Annotated in this window: 14 protein-coding genes and 2 pseudogenes; 11 read left to right on the plus strand and 5 right to left on the minus strand. The window is 69.4% G+C overall.

What is annotated here, in order from left to right:
• Positions 1–500: 500 nt before the first annotated feature.
• The gene (locus tag DFQ14_RS19175; RefSeq protein ID WP_114454715.1) at positions 501–1,484 is read right to left on the minus strand and encodes an LLM class flavin-dependent oxidoreductase; all 984 of its coding nucleotides are present in this window, start codon (positions 1,482–1,484) and stop codon (positions 501–503) included.
• Here DFQ14_RS19175 and DFQ14_RS22580 point away from each other — a divergent pair.
• On the plus strand, positions 1,483–1,812 hold the full coding sequence (locus DFQ14_RS22580) for a hypothetical protein (protein WP_114454716.1): 330 nt from the start codon (positions 1,483–1,485) through the stop codon (positions 1,810–1,812). The two genes, DFQ14_RS19175 and DFQ14_RS22580, sit on opposite strands and share 2 nt — an antisense overlap.
• Positions 1,813–1,863: 51 nt before the next feature.
• Here the strand turns inward: DFQ14_RS22580 and DFQ14_RS19185 are convergent, their stop codons facing one another.
• Positions 1,864–2,667: an ABC transporter permease gene (locus DFQ14_RS19185; protein WP_114454717.1), complete on the minus strand. Its 804-nt coding sequence runs from the start codon at positions 2,665–2,667 to the stop codon at positions 1,864–1,866.
• Positions 2,664–3,614, minus strand: coding sequence for an ABC transporter ATP-binding protein (locus DFQ14_RS19190; RefSeq protein WP_114454718.1), 951 nt, complete (start codon positions 3,612–3,614; stop codon positions 2,664–2,666). The genes DFQ14_RS19185 and DFQ14_RS19190 overlap by 4 nt, the downstream gene beginning before the upstream one ends.
• 288 nt (positions 3,615–3,902) lie before the next feature.
• Between DFQ14_RS19190 and DFQ14_RS19195 the strand changes: the two genes are divergently transcribed.
• The 7 genes and pseudogenes from DFQ14_RS19195 to DFQ14_RS19225 form a co-directional block, all read left to right on the plus strand.
• Entirely contained in the window at positions 3,903–4,406 is a 504-nt protein-coding gene (locus DFQ14_RS19195; RefSeq protein WP_114454719.1) for a metallophosphoesterase family protein, read from the plus strand.
• A 232-nt stretch (positions 4,407–4,638) separates the two neighbouring features.
• Positions 4,639–5,427 carry a VOC family protein gene (locus DFQ14_RS19200; RefSeq protein ID WP_114454720.1) on the plus strand — a complete coding sequence of 263 codons (789 nt, stop codon included), beginning with the start codon at positions 4,639–4,641 and terminating at the stop codon, positions 5,425–5,427.
• 29 nt (positions 5,428–5,456) lie between these two features.
• Positions 5,457–6,251: a lipoate--protein ligase family protein gene (locus tag DFQ14_RS19205; protein ID WP_114454721.1), complete on the plus strand. Its 795-nt coding sequence runs from the start codon at positions 5,457–5,459 to the stop codon at positions 6,249–6,251.
• A 183-nt stretch (positions 6,252–6,434) separates the two neighbouring features.
• Positions 6,435–6,611 (plus strand): annotated as a pseudogene (locus tag DFQ14_RS19210) (2,3-butanediol dehydrogenase); the annotation flags it as partial.
• A gap of 86 nt (positions 6,612–6,697) precedes the next feature.
• On the plus strand, positions 6,698–7,990 hold the full coding sequence (locus tag DFQ14_RS19215) for a helix-turn-helix domain-containing protein (RefSeq protein ID WP_170206350.1): 1,293 nt from the start codon (positions 6,698–6,700) through the stop codon (positions 7,988–7,990).
• A gap of 191 nt (positions 7,991–8,181) precedes the next feature.
• Positions 8,182–9,987: an NAD(P)/FAD-dependent oxidoreductase gene (locus tag DFQ14_RS19220; RefSeq protein WP_114454723.1), complete on the plus strand. Its 1,806-nt coding sequence runs from the start codon at positions 8,182–8,184 to the stop codon at positions 9,985–9,987.
• Positions 9,988–10,155: 168 nt separating this feature from the next.
• A pseudogene (locus tag DFQ14_RS19225) lies at positions 10,156–10,572 on the plus strand (hypothetical protein); the annotation flags it as partial.
• 101 nt (positions 10,573–10,673) lie between these two features.
• Here DFQ14_RS19225 and DFQ14_RS19230 read toward each other — a convergent pair.
• Together DFQ14_RS19230 and DFQ14_RS19235 are read right to left on the minus strand one after the other, a co-directional pair.
• Positions 10,674–11,924, minus strand: coding sequence for a cytochrome P450 (locus DFQ14_RS19230; RefSeq protein ID WP_114454724.1), 1,251 nt, complete (start codon positions 11,922–11,924; stop codon positions 10,674–10,676).
• 144 nt (positions 11,925–12,068) lie between these two features.
• Positions 12,069–12,509, minus strand: a complete 441-nt coding sequence (locus DFQ14_RS19235; RefSeq protein ID WP_114454725.1) for an Lrp/AsnC family transcriptional regulator — start codon at positions 12,507–12,509, stop codon at positions 12,069–12,071.
• 134 nt (positions 12,510–12,643) lie between these two features.
• Here DFQ14_RS19235 and DFQ14_RS19240 point away from each other — a divergent pair, with 134 nt between their 5' ends.
• From DFQ14_RS19240 to DFQ14_RS19250, 3 genes are read left to right on the plus strand one after another with little or no spacing between them, the layout of a single operon-like run.
• The gene (locus tag DFQ14_RS19240) at positions 12,644–13,744 is read left to right on the plus strand and encodes a thiamine pyrophosphate-dependent dehydrogenase E1 component subunit alpha (RefSeq protein WP_114454726.1); all 1,101 of its coding nucleotides are present in this window, start codon (positions 12,644–12,646) and stop codon (positions 13,742–13,744) included.
• A gap of 16 nt (positions 13,745–13,760) precedes the next feature.
• The gene (locus tag DFQ14_RS19245; protein WP_114454740.1) at positions 13,761–14,732 is read left to right on the plus strand and encodes an alpha-ketoacid dehydrogenase subunit beta; all 972 of its coding nucleotides are present in this window, start codon (positions 13,761–13,763) and stop codon (positions 14,730–14,732) included.
• Positions 14,729–15,997: a dihydrolipoamide acetyltransferase family protein gene (locus DFQ14_RS19250; protein ID WP_246195638.1), complete on the plus strand. Its 1,269-nt coding sequence runs from the start codon at positions 14,729–14,731 to the stop codon at positions 15,995–15,997. Before DFQ14_RS19245 ends, DFQ14_RS19250 begins: the two co-directional genes overlap by 4 nt.
• Positions 15,998–16,126 lie beyond the last annotated feature (129 nt).

Below are 16,126 nucleotides of genomic sequence, written 5' to 3' on the forward strand. Positions count from 1 at the left end.
GTAGACCGCCGAGCACGTCCGTGCTGTGCGCAGGTTCGTCGTCGCCGACAGCCCCGGCGTGGGGTGAGAGGGGTTCAAACATCAGCGTCCTCGGCGTGAGGTGATCCATGGAGAACAGGTGTCACGCACGGTTGAGAGCCAGTGGAGCCACCGACCGACACATGATCCACATCCTATGGTCCCAGCACAACCCACCATGCTCGGATACCATGATGAACCGCTGCGGTCACTTCTCGTACGTGATCTTTCCGACGAAGATCGTACCGCAGTGGTCCGTGGGCATCCGGCGCCATCGGCTACCACCCCGATGCGGGGAGCTTTCAGTGTTGCCGGACGGCTCGGCATCCTGCCGACAGCGCCACGTCTCCTACGCCGAGATCGAAACCCGACGGCCTGACAGACGTCGGCTTTCGCAGAAAACGCCGGACTCGCAGGGAGCCGACCAAGCACCTACCGGGGCACTCGATCGGCTCCCCCGACCGCGTCTTTGTCGACCCGTTCTACGCGGGAATCAGCCCGCTGACATCGGCCAGCAGCTCGACGGAGCGCAGCCAGGCATCCCGGTCGGGCGCCATCGAGGCGACCATCAGCTCGTCGGCCTGGGCGCGCTTGGCGAAACCGTCCAAGTAGTCCTTCGCCTCGGCCGGGGTTCCCACGGCGGAGTAGGTCATCATCTGCTGGACCTGCTGCCCGGCCGGGGATTCGAGAGCCATGTCGGCTTCTTCCCGCGTGAAACTCCGGCCGGTGAGCTGCCGGAGCCTGCCGCGCTTGGCGGCCTGGAACTGCTCCTGAGCCTGCTCCGTGGTGTCGGCCGCGATGATGTTGACACCGGCGATGACGTAGGGCTCCTGCAGTTGCTCGGACGGGGTGAACTGGCGCCGGTAGAGCGCCACTGCGTCCTCCAGCGCATTCGGCGCGAAGTGCGACGCGAACGAGTACGGAAGCCCGAGCGCGGCGGCCAGCTTGGCCCCGAACAACGACGAGCCCAGGATGTACAGCGGCACACCGGTGCCCTTGCCCGGGGTGGCCTCCACACCCGGGACCCGGGTCGCATCCCCCAGATAACCCTGCAGTTCCTGCACATCCTGCGGGAAGCTGTCCGCGGCCGCCGCATCACGGCGCAGCGCCCGCGTGGTCTTCTGATCACTACCGGGCGCGCGGCCGAGGCCGAGATCGATGCGTCCCGGAAACAGCGTTTCCAGGGTGCCGAACTGTTCGGCGATGGTCAGCGGGGCATGATTCGGCAGCATGACGCCACCGGCCCCGAGGCGGATCGAGTGGGTGTGCGCGGCGACGTGCCCGATGAGCACGCTCGTCGCCGAGGACGCGATGCGCGGCATGTTGTGATGCTCGGCGTACCAGATCCGCCGATACCCCCACTGCTCGGCTCGCTGAGCCAGCTGCACGCTCGCCTGCAGGCTCTCGCTCGCCGTTTCTCCTTGACCGATGTGGGCGAGGTCAAGAATGGACAGGGGAACATCCATGAACGTCGAACCCTTCCTCGCGGGCGAGACAGCCGGCGCCCTCACGATTGCTACAACCATCGAGTCAACGTGCGTTCCCTGCCCCGCTATTCCCGGCACTCCCCGGATCACCGAAGGCTATGAGAAACACCACGGGGCACGGCCACTCGACCAACTCCCGGCAGCCCACCCCAAGTACTTGCTCGACGGCGCCGAGCCGAGCGAGGACGTGGCCACGCTGCTGACCAGCCGGCACCGGCGGCTGGTCGAGATGCACACCGGCCACCGGCCGATGCGGGCCCAGCCGCGCGAACCGGCGCGGATCTCTCTCGACGCAGTCCGGCAGTGACCGCAGTCACGAGCGTGTCCATCGGCCAGCAGCGTCGACCACGACTCGTGCTCAATCGATCAGACGCTTGCGCATGTACCGCACCGCGATCAGCCACATGCCGACGGCGAAGAGGATCAGGACACCGACGTGCAGCACGTCGAGGAGAGGCTCGAATCCGAACGCGGCATGACGGACCAGTTGGACACAGTGATACAGAGGGTTGATCACCGCGGCCGCGCCGGCCCAACCCGGAAGCTGATCGACCGGGAAGAACGTGCCCGCCACCAGAAACAGCGGTGTGATCACGGCACTGATGATGTAGTTGAAGGAGTCGATCGAGGGCACCACGGCCGAGCACCAGATGCCGAACAACCCGAATCCCAGCCCGGTGAGGAAACCGACCAGCGGGACCACCAGCATGCCGGGCGCGGGGTCCAGGCCGAAGAACATCGCCACCACCAGCGGCGCGCACCCGTAGACGCCGGCCTTGGTGGCGATCCAGCCGGCCTCGGCGGTGACCAGCTCGTGCACGTCGACGGGAGCGGCCAGCATCGCGTCGTAGGTGGCCTGGAACTTGCGTCGGACGAAGGTCTGGAACATGCCGGAAAAGGCGCTGGTGAACAGCACGGAGGTGGCCACCACGCCGGTGCCGAGGAACTCGATGTACGGGATGCCGTTCATCACCGCGATCAGCGAGCCCAGTCCGAAGCCGAAGGCCAGCAGGTAGATGACCGGCTCGACCACGGCCGCGAAGGTCGTGGAAACCCAGTACCGGCGAAACAGGGTGGTCTCGCGTTTCCACACCCCGGTGAAGGCCGCCAGCTCGAACCACCTCGGACTTCCCGCGAAGGGTTCCGTCGTCTGCGTCGTCATTCCACCGTCTCCCCGGTCAAGGACACGAACACGTCTTCCAGATTGCTGGCACGCCGAGCACCGGCGCCGAGCAGGGCCGCGGTCGACTCCGGCATGTGCTCGGCCCGCAGCACGGACACCGACGGCCCGGTGCGGCGGGTCGGCAGGCCGCCCTCCACCGCGATGGTTTCCACCTCGCCGAGCCGGTCCGGTGAGCCGTAGTACTCGACGGCCTCCCGCCCCACGTGGGCGTCGCGAAGCCCCGCCGGGGTGCCACGCGCGATGATCCGCCCGCGCGACATCACGGCCACCTCGTCGGCGAGCCGTTCGGCTTCTTCGATGTAGTGCGTGGACATCAACACGCTCACGCCCTCGTGTCGCAGCGCATCGACGAGCGACCACAGTTCCTGACGCACCTGCGGGTCGAGCCCCACGGTGGGCTCGTCCAGCAGCACGAAACGGGGTGAGTGCACCAGGCTGCGGGCCACCAGCAGGCGGCGACGCATCCCCCCGGACAGCTCATCGGTTTTGGTGTCGGCCCGGTCGACCAGGTGGGCCATCCGAAGGGCCCGGTCCACGGCGTCTCGCCGCCGCGCACGCGGCACCCGGTACAGGTGGGCGAAAACCTCGAGGTTCTGGCGAGCGGTGAGTTCGACATCGAGGTTGTCCAGCTGCGGGACCACCCCCATCTCGGCGCGGGCGTGCTTCGAGTGCGCAGGCACGGGATGGCCGAGCACCTCGATACTGCCGGCATCGAGGTGCGCCTGCCCGGTGATCATCCGCATCGTGGTGGACTTGCCCGCCCCGTTGGGCCCCAACAGCCCCAGGCAGATGCCCTGCGGCACGATCAGGTCAACGTGATCGACCGCGGTGATGTCACCGAACCGCTTCACGACCCCGCGCAGAGCAAGCGCCGTCCCGGCCCCCTCCTCGCCGGCGGCCTGCTGTTCCTGCAACCGTGCGGTCATCGCGGTCTCCCCCGGGTGACTGACAAGGAATGCGGGCATTTCCCCGCCCAACAGTACGTCGCTTCCCCGACATGTCACGCGAATATTGGCCGGGCCGCTCACCTGCGTTCGTGGCCGACCACGGCAGGCTGCCACTGATCAGCAGAGGCGTGGCCGTTGCAGGCTCCAAGGAGGCGGTATTCAGCAGGCGTTCTGCTCACGCTCACGTTCCCGCAAGCGTGCTCCGGGCGAGTATCGAGTGCGCCCACGAGCGCACGGCATGCGCTCCGGTGAGTCATCATCAACGGCATGCGATTGCTCCTGCTCGCCGACACGCACCTGCCGAAACGCGCAAAGGCGCTGCCGGAAGAGGTGTGGCGCGCGGTGGAATCCGCCGACGTCGTCGTCCACGCCGGGGACTGGGTGGACGTCGAACTGCTCGACCAGCTACAGGCCCGCAGTGCCCGGCTCATCGGTGTGTTCGGCAACAACGACGGGCCGCCGCTGCGCGAACGGCTTCCCGACATCGCGCGGGCCGAGCTCGACGGCCTCCGGCTGGCGGTGATCCACGAGACCGGAGCGGCCAAGGGGCGGGAGAACCGCTGCCTGCGGTGGTTCCCGGACACCGACGTGCTCGTGTTCGGACACAGCCACATCCCCTGGGACACCGCCACGCCGGATGGCCTGCGCCTGCTCAACCCCGGCTCCCCCACCGACCGCCGCCGGCAGCCGTACTGCACCTACATGACAGCCGAGGTCTCCGGCGGCCACCTCGGCGACGTCGTCCTGCACCGGCTGCCACCGCGGCGATGACAACAACCCGTGCGCAGAGCCGAGGTCCGGCTCGCCGACACGCTACCTGCAAAAACACGCGAAGGCGCTGCCGGAGGAAGTGTGGCGCGCGGTGGAAACCGCCGGACTTCCCGACCTGAAAAACCAGTGCTCCCGCACGCCTCGCGGTGGGACCGGGCGGATCTCGATGGGACCGACTGTCGGTGGTCGGTGTCACAGTGAGGCCGTACGGCACTCGTGAAGGGGAATTTCCATGATCACCACAGATTTCATGCCGGGCGCACCGTGCTGGATCGACCTGGGTGCACCCGATGTCGCCGCAGCGACCACCTTCTACCGTGCGGTGTTCGGCTGGGAGTTCGAGTCGTTCGATGCGGAAGCAGACCAGTACGGCCTGCTGCGGTCGAACGGCAAGACCGTCGCCGGAATCGGCCCACTCACCGAGGAAGGGGCTCGCTCGGCGTGGATGGTGTACTTCAACACCGCCGACGCCGACGCCGCGGCCCGCGCCACACAGCAGGCCGGCGGCACGGTGCGCCTCGAGCCGTTCGACGCCGACGGCCAGGCGCGGATGGCGCAGCTCACCGACCCGCTGGGGGCCCAGTTCGCCGTGTGGCAACCGCGCAACACCCCGGGCCTGGAGGCAGTCGACGAGCCCGGAGCACTGATCTGGACCGAGCTCTACACCACCGACGCCGCAGCCGCCAAGGAGTTCTACGGATCCCTGCTCGGCTGGACGACGCAGGACATGTCGATGCCGGGCGGTGGAGGAACATATTCGATCATCGCACCCGCAGGCGGAGGTGAGGACCGCACGCAAGGCGGCATCATGGAGATGGGCGCGGAGTTCATGCCCGACGGCAGGCCGTGGTGGCATCCGGTGTTCGCGACCACCGACTGCGACGCCACGGTCGCCCGGGTCACCGACCATGGTGGCAGTGTGCAGATGGGCCCGGAAGACGCTGAAGGCGTCGGCCGGTTGGCCGTGTGCTTCGACCGGGCCGGCGCGGACTTCGTGGTGCTCACGCCACGACCCAGTTGAGACGCGATCACCCTCGAGGAGGCCGTCCCGTGGACCTGTATCGCGGCGCGCTCGATGCGGACACGGGCCAAGCACTCGAGGTTGCCGTGGCGCACGCGTTCGTGCGCCTGGCAGGACAGGGTGAGTCGGGCCCGGTTCTCCGGGTGTATCGCCCCACGGCCCCGGTCGTGGCCTTCGGTCGGCGGGACACCCTGCGGCCCGGGTTCGACGCGGCGGTCGAGATCGTCAACAAGGCCGGATTCACGCCGGTCGTGCGCGCCCCGGGAGGTCGAGCCGTCGCCTACACCGAGAACTCCCTCGTCGTCGACCACATCGGCACCGCCCCCGATTCACTGTCCGGGAAGGACGACCGGTTCAGCGGCTACGCGGACCTGTGGGGCGAGGTTCTGCGCGAACAAGGCGTGGACGCGCACACAGGCTCCGTACCGGGCGAGTACTGCCCGGGAGCCTACAGCGTGAACGCACGAGGCCGGGTGAAACTCGTCGGCAGCGCACAACGGATTCTCCGCCGCGCGTGGTTGTTCAGCGCAGTGGCCGTATTCGATGGTGCCGACGTGCTACGGCCACTGCTCGCCGAAGTCTACGACGCGCTCGAACTGCCGTTCGACGGCGACTCGGTCGGCTCGATACGCACCGAAGCACCCGGGCTGACCCTCGCCTCCCTCGAAGAGGCGGTCCTCGACGCCTACGACCACCACTTCGGCCTGACCTCGGCCGACCTCGACGAGAACGTCCTCGCGACCGCACGGCAGCTGCTCGACGACCATCGGCTCCAGAGATCTCCAGCGGAAGGTCCGAGTCCCACACATCCCTGCCGACAGTGACACCCGACGAGGCGCGTCGAGTTCCGGGCCGGTGATGTGGCCGTGAGCGATTGAAACACCACCTCCGCCACCATCACACCCTCCAGGTCACCGAACGGCTTGTCGCCCACGCGGCGAGTCTCGGTGCCGTCGAGCCCGGCGAGCGCGCGGTGGTGTTCGGCGCCGGACCGATCGGCATCGGTGCGCGGTTCGCTGTGTTACACCGCGAGGGACTACGCCGACGTCATCGACCTGATGGCCCGAGACCACTACGACACCACCGGATGGGTCGATCACATTCCGCTGGACGAGGTCGTCACGTCCGGCTTCCACGCCCTGCACGAGGGCACGCGCATGAAAGTGCTGGTCGATCCGACGTGAAGCGGAGGTGACGCCCCTGCCCGCGCACCCCTTGGCGCCCGGTGAGATGTGGGACACACTGGGGGCGACGAGAAGGAGTCGCCCCAGTGCACCAGGAGAGTCTCGAAACGGCGCTACCGGCGGGGGAGGATCCCCGCCGGTACGCGCATGTGCTGGCGCGGATGCACGACGCGGCACTCGCCGGTGAGCGGCCACCCGCGCGGCCACGTCCGGTGATCGACGCGTCCTGGCGACGGATGCTGTCCCGGGGCATAGATCCCGAGCGGGGCCGTGGCGGGCAACCGCTGCCGCCGGAGGAGCTGGAGGCGCGTCGACGCGGCTCGGCCCTCGCCGACGTGCTCCCGCTGCTGCGCGGCAGGCTGGCCGGCGTCGCCGAGCAGACCGCGCACATCATGGTCATCACCGACGCCGAGGGCCGCGTGCTGTGGCGAGACGGCAGCAGCAGCGTCCGCCGCAACGCCGACGCGCTCGGCTTCGTCGAGGGCATGAGCTGGAACGAGGACATCGTCGGCACCAACGCGATCGGCACCGCACTGGTCACCCACCGCCCCGTGCAGGTCTACTCCGCCGAGCACTACGTCCGCTCCCACCACGCCTGGACGTGCGCGTGCGCGCCGATGCACGATCCGAGGAGCGGGCAGCTGCTCGGGGCAGTGGACCTGTCCGGGCCCGCCGCGACCGTCAACGCCACCACCCTCGCGCTCGTGGACACCGTCGCCCAACTCGCCGAGTCGCAGCTGCACGCCGTACACGCCTCGGACCTCGAGCGGCTGCGCCAGACCGCGGCCCCCATCCTGTCCAAGGTGGCCGGGCGGGCCGTGGTGACCGACCCGCACGGGTGGGTCGCCGCGTCGTCCGGGATCACCCCGGTCGACCGTGTGACGCTGCCCACCGAGTGCGACGCCGGCCGGACGCGGCTGCCCACGTTCGGCGACTGCGTGATCGAACCCGTGCCCGGCGGCTGGCTGGTGCGGCTGCTCGACGACGAGGCGACCACCGAATCCACCCGCTCCCGCACGCGGGTGCGACTCGACCTGCGGTCGTCGCGCCAGGCCCGCGTCGAGGTCACCTTGCCCTCCGGCGACTGGAGCCGCCCGCTGAGCCCGCGGCACGCGGAGCTGCTGTTCCTGCTCGCCACCCACCCGGAAGGGCGAACGGCGGCGCAGTTGGCCACCGACGTGTTCGACGACCCCGCGCGCACCGTGACGGTCCGCGCCGAAATGTCCCGACTGCGCCGACACCTCGGCGGTCTGCTCGACCGGCGGCCGTACCGGTTCGGCGACGGCGTCGACGTCGACGTGCTCCGTCCCCCGGAACCGGAATCGCTGCTGCCGCACTCCACCTCCCCTGCCGTGCGCAGCGCTAACGGCCACGGCTGACCAGCAGGCACCGGTCGAGTGCGGCCGAGTTGCGGCGCCGGGCGGGCAGAACCGATCTCGCCGATGCAACCCCTTGCAACCCGTGCGGACGCCGGCCACGTCTGGCCTTATGGCGTGTATCACGTGATCGCGACCACGGCGCCGGTGGCGCGGCGATCACAGGACGCAAACGCTCGTGCAGGAGGTAGTCCGTGCGCCAGACCGTGGAAACCACCCCGAAGCAAGCCCCCGCCGCGCAGTGGGTGTCCGAGTTCTCCGAGGCCGTCGCCGCCCGCGACGCCGACCGCGTCTCAGCGCTGTTCGCCGAGGACGGCTACTGGCGCGACCTCATCGCGCTCACCTGGAACATCACGACGATGGAGGGACGCCGGGAGATCGCCGCCATGCTGCGCGCGACGCTGGAGAACACGGCCCCCGGCAACTTCACCGTCCTCGAGGAGCCCACGCAGACCGACGGCGTCACCGAGGTCTGGTTGTCGTTCGAAACCAAGGTCGGCCGCGGCACCGCCCACCTGCGCCTCGTCGACGGCCGCGCGTGGACGTTCCTGACCACGCTGGACGAGCTCAAGGGCTACGAGGAGCCGATGCGCCACCGGCGCCCCAAGGGCGCCGAGCACGGAGCCGACCCCAACCGGGTCTCCTGGGGAGAACGACGCGACGCCGAACTGCGCGAACTCGGACACAGCCGCCAGCCCGAGGTCGTCATCGTCGGCGGCGGCCAGGGCGGCATCGCGCTCGGTGCGCGGCTGCGCCAGCTCGGCGTGCCGACGATCATCGTCGAGCGCAACGAGCGCCCCGGGGACTCCTGGCGCAACCGCTACAAGTCGCTGGCCCTGCACGACCCCGTCTGGTACGACCACCTGCCCTACCTCAAGTTCCCGGACAACTGGCCGGTGTTCGCGCCGAAGGACAAGATCGGCGACTGGCTGGAGATGTACACCACGGTCATGGAGCTCAACTACTGGAGCTCGACCACCGCGCTCAGCGCGAAGTACGACGAGGACAACGCGCAGTGGGAACTGGTCGTCGACCGTGCCGGTGAACAACTCACGCTGCGGCCGAACCAGCTGGTGATGGCGCTGGGCGTGTCCGGCAAACCCAACGTGCCGACCTTCCCCGGCCACGAACGGTTTCGCGGCGAGCAGCACCACTCCTCGCAACATCCCGGCCCTGACGCCTACACAGGCAAGAAAGCGGTGGTCATCGGCTCCAACAACTCCGCCCACGACATCTGCGCCGCGCTGTGGGAGCACGGAACCGACGTGACGATGGTCCAGCGTTCCTCCACCCACGTGGTGCGCTCGGAATCGCTGCTCGAGCACAGCCTGGCGCCGCTGTACTCCGAGGAGGCGGTGGAATCCGGCATCGACACCCGCACCGCGGACCTGACGTTCGCCTCGATTCCGTACCGGATCATGAACCAATTCCAGAAACCGGGATTCGACGTCATTCGCGAGCAGGACGCCGAGTTCTACCGGCGGCTGGAGAAGGCCGGATTCCAGCTCGACTTCGGCGCCGACGACTCCGGGCTGTTCCTGAAGTACCTGCGTCGCGGTTCGGGTTACTACATCGACGTCGGAGCCTCCGAGCTCATCGCCGACGGCGACATCAAGCTGGCCCGCGGCGAGGTGTCCGAGCTGACCGAGACCGAGGTCGTGCTCGACGACGGCACCCGGCTCGAGGCCGACCTCGTCGTCTACGCCACCGGGTTCGGCTCGATGAACGGCCTCGCCGCCGACATCGTCGGCCAGGAGGTCGCCGACAAGGTCGGCAAGGTCTGGGGACTCGGCTCCGACACCGCCAAGGACCCCGGGCCCTGGGAGGGCGAGGAGCGCAACATGTGGAAGCCCACCCAGCAGGAGAGCCTGTGGTTCCACGGCGGCAACCTGCACCAGTCCCGGCACTACTCGCTCTACCTGGCGCTGCAGCTCAAGGCCCGCGCCGAGGGCATCCCGACCCCGGTGTACGGGCTGCAGGAGGTCCACCACACCTCCTGACGCCCGGCCCGATCCGGGAGGTGTTCGGGGCGGGAAGTGCTCGGGCGTGCGTCGTGAGGTGTCGAGGACCGTGATCGCCCGCTCCGGTCCGGGCGTACGATGGTGACCACCTCCGGGACGTGTCCCGGAGGTGGTGCGCGCCCGCGCTCGGCACCGTGTTTTTCGGAGGTGGTCCCTACTACGCTCCGACCCGTCGGACCCGGCGGAGAAGGACTGCGGTGCGTGAGCCGATCGTGCGATTGGTCTACGAACGCACCAGCCCGCCCGGAGATGATCGAGGACACCGCCGAACTGGTCACCGCCGCGGGCGGCACCGGCATCGCCGTGCCGACCGATCACCTGGCCCCGGATCGGGTCCAGGCACTGGCGGATCGCATCGATGCCGAGCAGGGTCGGCTGGATGTGCTGGTCAACGACATCTGGGGCGGCGAGTATCTGATCGACTGGCACGGCACATCACTGTCGTCCGGCGGATTGGCCCGCGAGTACGCTGTCACCGATCTCGACGGCTCGGCGCCCGACAGCTGGCGCTACCTCGCCGAGGTGCAGGACACCGGAAAACCCGCCGACGTGACCGGCTATCGACAGCAAGCCGGCAATGCGAATCCCGGACACCACCCACCGAGCGCAAGGTGTCGATCGCCGCAACTACGGTGACCGGCTCCGCCCGATCGCGCCGCGGCGGTTCAGCGGTCGGGTCGACGCACACCACTGATGACAGCGCCGCTGCGCGGGCGAGCCGGGATGCGTCGCAGTGAGATCGTCAGGTCCTGCTCCGGGACCTCGTAGTCCAGCCGCGCCAGCCGCGGCACCAGGGCCTGCAGCAGCGCTTTGGTGACATCCTCGCCCGGGCACCGGTGCCCGGTGCTCGGATCGCCACCACCCTGCGGGATCAGCTCGTCGCGGCCGGGCGGCCGGTCGAGGAAGCGCCGCGGGTCGAAGGTATAGGGCTCGCTCCACTGATCGGCATCGTGGTGCTGTCCGTACACGTCGAGCAGCACGAGCGCGCCGGCGGGGATCGGCTCACCACGCCACGTCAGGTCCGTGACCGCTCGAGCCCCGAGGAACGGCGCGAACGGATAGAAGCGGCGGACCTCGTCGACGAACGCCTCCGCGTAGGCGGGATCGTCGGCGCGCAGCCGCTCCCGGTGTTGTGGCCAGCGATGCAGCGCGTGGGCGGCGAACGTGACGAACCAGCAGACCGCGACCGTGGGGCGCAGGACGTTGAGCAGTTCCACCGCGGCAGTGCGCGGGCTCAACAGTGCACCGTCGGCGTCGCGGTGCCACGTCACCACGTCGACCGCCGAGCCCGCCGGCACGGTGGTGGTGCCGTCGCGGACCTCCTGCACCAGGTGTGCCAGCCAGGCTTCCCGGCGTCCGCGCGCCCGCCGGGCCCGCCAGTGACGCGGGCCCAGGGTGGCGAAACCGTCGACCAGGGCCACCAGGTCACGAGCCACCGGCGCCACGTCGGCCTCGTCCAGCGGGACACCGGCCCACCGGCACACTCCCTGGGCCAGCACCCGGCTCGCCTCGTCGAACAGCACGACTTGCGGACGCTGCTCCCAGGAGGCGACCGCCTCGTCCCACGCCGCGACGACGTGATCCACCAGCGCGGCGATACCGGCGGGCTCCGTCAGCAGGGACATGAGCATGGCCTTGCGCACGCGGTGATCGTGCTCGTCGAGGGTGTGCACCGCCCCGTGGCCGAACAGCGTGCCCAGCACCGGCTCCGGGATGGCCGGGTGCCTGCGCACGTGGCTCTCGTCGTAGAAAAACCGCACCGCCTCCGGGCCACGCACACCCACCGCATGTTGGCCCATCACCCGGGCACGAACCACCCCGCCTGCCGCGCGGCGCCGGCGTCCGGGCAACCAGGCATAGCCCTCGGCCAGCATGGACAGAGTCCTGTCGAGAACGGGAACGCGCCGTGGATCCATGCGCCCCGCATTGCCCCGGCCCGCTTCTGGTTAAACACCTTTCGAGGTTCTCTCACACCGTGGTGGCCCTTGCGAGCAACGAGAAACACCCCGTATCGCCACAGCCCGCTCGGCTTCCCAGCACCTGATGCCCCACCGTGCGGGTCAGCTCGACGGCCGCTCGTCGAGGACGAACATGGTCTGGGTGCCGAGGACCTCGGGCATCGCCTGCAGTTGTTCGAGTATCACGTCTCGCATCACCCGCGCGTCCCGGGCGCGCACGAGCAGCATGGCATCGTACTCGCCTGCGATCATCGCTGCCTGTTCGACCCCGGGCACGTTCGCGAGTCCCTCGGCGAATCCGTGCCACGACCGCTGCCGGAGTTTCACGGCGATGTAGGCGGCGATGGTGAAACCCAACCGTTCCGGGTGGACCACGGCTTGGAAGCCGACGATCACGCCCTCGTCCTGGAGCCGCTGGAGGCGCGTGTACGCGTTCGTCCGGGAGATGTGCAGGTCTTCGGCGAGCTTGCGCATCGACATCCGCCCATCGGCCTGCAACAGTTCCACGATCAGGCGGTCCGTGTCGTCGAGCCGGGCGGCCATGTGTCCGGCGCCGGGAACCTCATTACCCCAATTTTTTGACAATTGGTCCTCTCCTTGTACCAAGGGGAAGCCGGTTGTCTCGATATTCGAGCTGAACCTGGACGATTGATGCGATACTAACCGAACATTCGGTTATGACCGCGACTGAGTTGAATCCGCAGCAGCTGCTGCCGGGCGAGGCGCCGGTCCGGCTGGTCGACGAGTCCGGCACCCCGGTGCAGGCCGAGGGGTTCGAGCTGCCCGCCTCCGGTGTGCTGCGCGAGTTGCACCGGAGCATGGTGCTCGGGCGACGGTTCGATCGCCAGGCCACCGCGTTGACCAAGCAGGGCCGCCTGGCCGTGTACCCGTCCTCGGCGGGCCAGGAGGCGTGCCAGGTCGGCGCCGTGCAGGCGCTGGGCGCCGGTGACTGGTTGTTTCCCACCTACCGCGACAGCGTCGCGCTGGTGACGCACGGCGTGCCTCCGGTGGAAGTGCTGGAGCTGCTGCGCGGCGGCTGGCACTGCGGGTACGACCCGTACCGGTATCGCGCGGGACCGCAGTGCACCCCGCTTGCCACCAACGCGCTGCATGCCGTCGGACTGGCACACGCCGCCCGCCTGCGCGGCGAGGATGCCGCGGCACTGGTGTTCGTCGGCGATGGGGCGACCAGCGAGGGCGACGCGCACGAGGCGTTCAACTTCGCCGCGGTCTGGGGCGCGCCGGTGGTGTTTTTCGTGCAGAACAACCAGTGGGCGATCAGCGTGCCGCTGGACAAGCAGAGCAAGGCGCCGACCCTGGCGCACAAGGCCATCGGTTACGGCATGCCCGGCCACCACGTGGACGGCAACGACGCCGCGGCGGTGTACGCCGTGACCGCGCGGGCGCTGTCCGAAGCCCGCGCCGGAAACGGACCCTCCCTTGTGGAGGGACTGACCTATCGCATGGACGCGCACACCAACGCCGACGACGCGACTCGCTATCGCCTCGGCGACGAGGTGGACCTCTGGCGCGAGCGCGACCCACTGGACCGTCTCGCCGCGCTGCTGCGCGAGTCCGGCCTGCTCGATGATGCCTCCGCCCATGCGGTCGACGAGGAGGCCGAAGGCCTCGCCGCGGACGTGCGCGCCCAACTCGGCACCGACGTGCACCTGAACCCGGACGAGTTGTTCGCGCACGTCCACGCCGAACCGACCCGGCTGCGGGAGCAGGCCGACCTGCTCGCCGAGGAACTGCCTGCCGAGCAGGAGGAGATCTGACGTGGGACAGGTGACCATGGCGCAGGCGCTGAACACCGCGCTGCGCGATTCGCTGCGTGCCGACCCGAACGTGCTCGTCTTCGGGGAGGACGTGGGCGCGCTGGGCGGGGTCTTCAGGATCACCGAGGGCCTGGCCGCCGAGTTCGGTGAGCAGCGTTGCTTCGACTCCCCCCTGGCCGAGGCCGGGATCGTCGGCACCGCGGTCGGCATGGCCATGTACGGCTTCCGGCCCGTGGTCGAGATGCAGTTCGACGCGTTCGCCTACCCCGCCTTCGAGCAGATCACCTCGCACGCGGCGAAACTGCGCAACCGCACGCGCGGCGCGGTCGAACTCCCGATGGTGATCCGGATTCCCTACGGCGGCGGGATCGGCGGCGTGGAGCACCACAGCGATTCCTCCGAGGCCTACTACACCCACACGCCCGGCCTGACCGTGGTGAGCCCGGCCACCCCCGCCGACGCCTACTCGATGCTGCAGGAAGCGATCACCGCTGCCGACCCGGTGGTGTTTTTGGAACCGAAGCGGCGGTACTGGACCAAGGCCGAGGTCGAGCTGCCCGCGGCCACCGAACCGATGCACCGCGCCGTGATCCGCCGGGCGGGCACGGACGTGACCCTGCTGGCCTACGGGCCGATGGTGGCCACCGCCATGGAGGCTGCGGAGGCGGCGCGCACCGAGGAGGGCCGGGATGTCGAGGTCGTCGACCTGCGCTCGCTGAGCCCGTTGGACGAGGACACCGTCTGCGCCTCCGTACGCAAGACCGGCCGCGCCGTCATCGTGCACGAAGCCCCCGTGTTCGGCGGCTACGGCGCGGAGGTCGCCGCGACCATCAACCGGCGATGCTTCCACTACCTGGAAGCTCCCGTGGCCCGGGTCGGCGGCTTCGACATCCCCTACCCCTCGCCGAAGCTGGAGGAACACCACTTGCCACACACCGGGCGGATTCTGGACGCGATCGCGGAGCTGCAGTGGGAGGAGGACCGGTGAGCGCGCACGAGTTCCGGCTGCCCGACCTCGGCGAGGGGCTCACCGAGGCGGAGATCGTGCGATGGCTGGTCGAGACCGGCCAGACCGTCGAGGTGGACCAGCCGGTGGTCGAGGTGGAAACCGCGAAGGCTTCCGTGGAGGTTCCCACACCGCACGGTGGCACGATCACCGCGCTGCACGGCGCTGCCGGGGAGGTCATCGCGGTGGGCGCACCGCTGCTCTCCGTCGAGGACGGCGGCGACGAGACCGCGGAGGCGGCGTTCGACGAACCCGGTGTAGCGGCGCCGGAATCCGGCTCGGGAAACGTGCTCGTCGGCTACGGCACCGGCAACGACCGGAAACGGCACAGCCGCCGCCGGCGGCAGACCCCGGTCGCGACGCAGGAACCCGAGCGGGCACAGCCATCCCGGCCGGCGGTGATCTCGCCGGTGGTGCGCAAGCTGGCCCGTGACAACGGCATCGATCCGGCCACGCTCACCGGTTCGGGCAAGGACGGCCTCATCCTGCGCTCGGACGTGCAGGCGGCGATCGGCGCGGCCACAGCACCGACCACGTTCACCCCGGACCGCAGCGAGCCCGAACGCATCCCCCTGACCGGTGTTCGCGGAGCGATCGCCGAGCAGCTTTCCCGCTCCCGGCGGGAAATTCCCGAAGCCACCGTCTGGGTGGATGTCGACGCCACCGAGCTGTTGCGCGTCCGCGCGGAGATCAACGCGGCCGACGCGCAGCAACCCGTGAGCGTGCTCGCCCTGCTGGCCCGGTTCTGCGTACTCGGCCTGCAGCGCTACCCCGCGCTGAACTCCACCGTGGACACCGATCGTTCCGAGGTGCTCGTGCACCCGGCCGTGCACCTCGGTGTCGCCGCGCAGACCCCGCGCGGACTGCTCGTGCCGGTGATTCGCGACGCAGGCAGGCACAGCAGCCGGCATCTGGCGGCGGAACTGAACAGGACGACCACGGCCGCACGCGAGGGGACGCTGTCACCGTCGGATCTGACCGGCGGCACGTTCACGGTCAACAACTACGGCGTGTTCGGTGTGGACGGATCCGCAGCGATCATCAATCATCCGGAGGCCGCCATCCTGGGCATGGGCCGGATCACGGACCGGCCGTGGGCGGTCGACGGTGAGCTCGCCCTCCGCAAGATCACCCAGCTCACCCTCGCCTTCGACCACCGGGTGTGCGACGGCGAAACCGCCGGTGGCTTCCTGCGCTTCGTCGCCGACTGCGTCGAGCGGCCGACGGCGCTGCTGGGCGATCTGTGACCGGGAGCTTCCGGGCACCGGCGATCGCGAGCAGGCCGCCCGTGATTGGTTGGTGCGGTTGTTGAGGTGGTGGTGTTGGTTGGGGGTTGTGTTGCCGGTGGCGGTTGGGGGCCGCCACCGGCGTTCCCG

Origin of the sequence: Halopolyspora algeriensis (assembly GCF_003337235.1) — a bacterium.
Lineage (GTDB): Bacteria > Actinomycetota > Actinomycetes > Mycobacteriales > Pseudonocardiaceae > Haloactinomyces > Haloactinomyces algeriensis.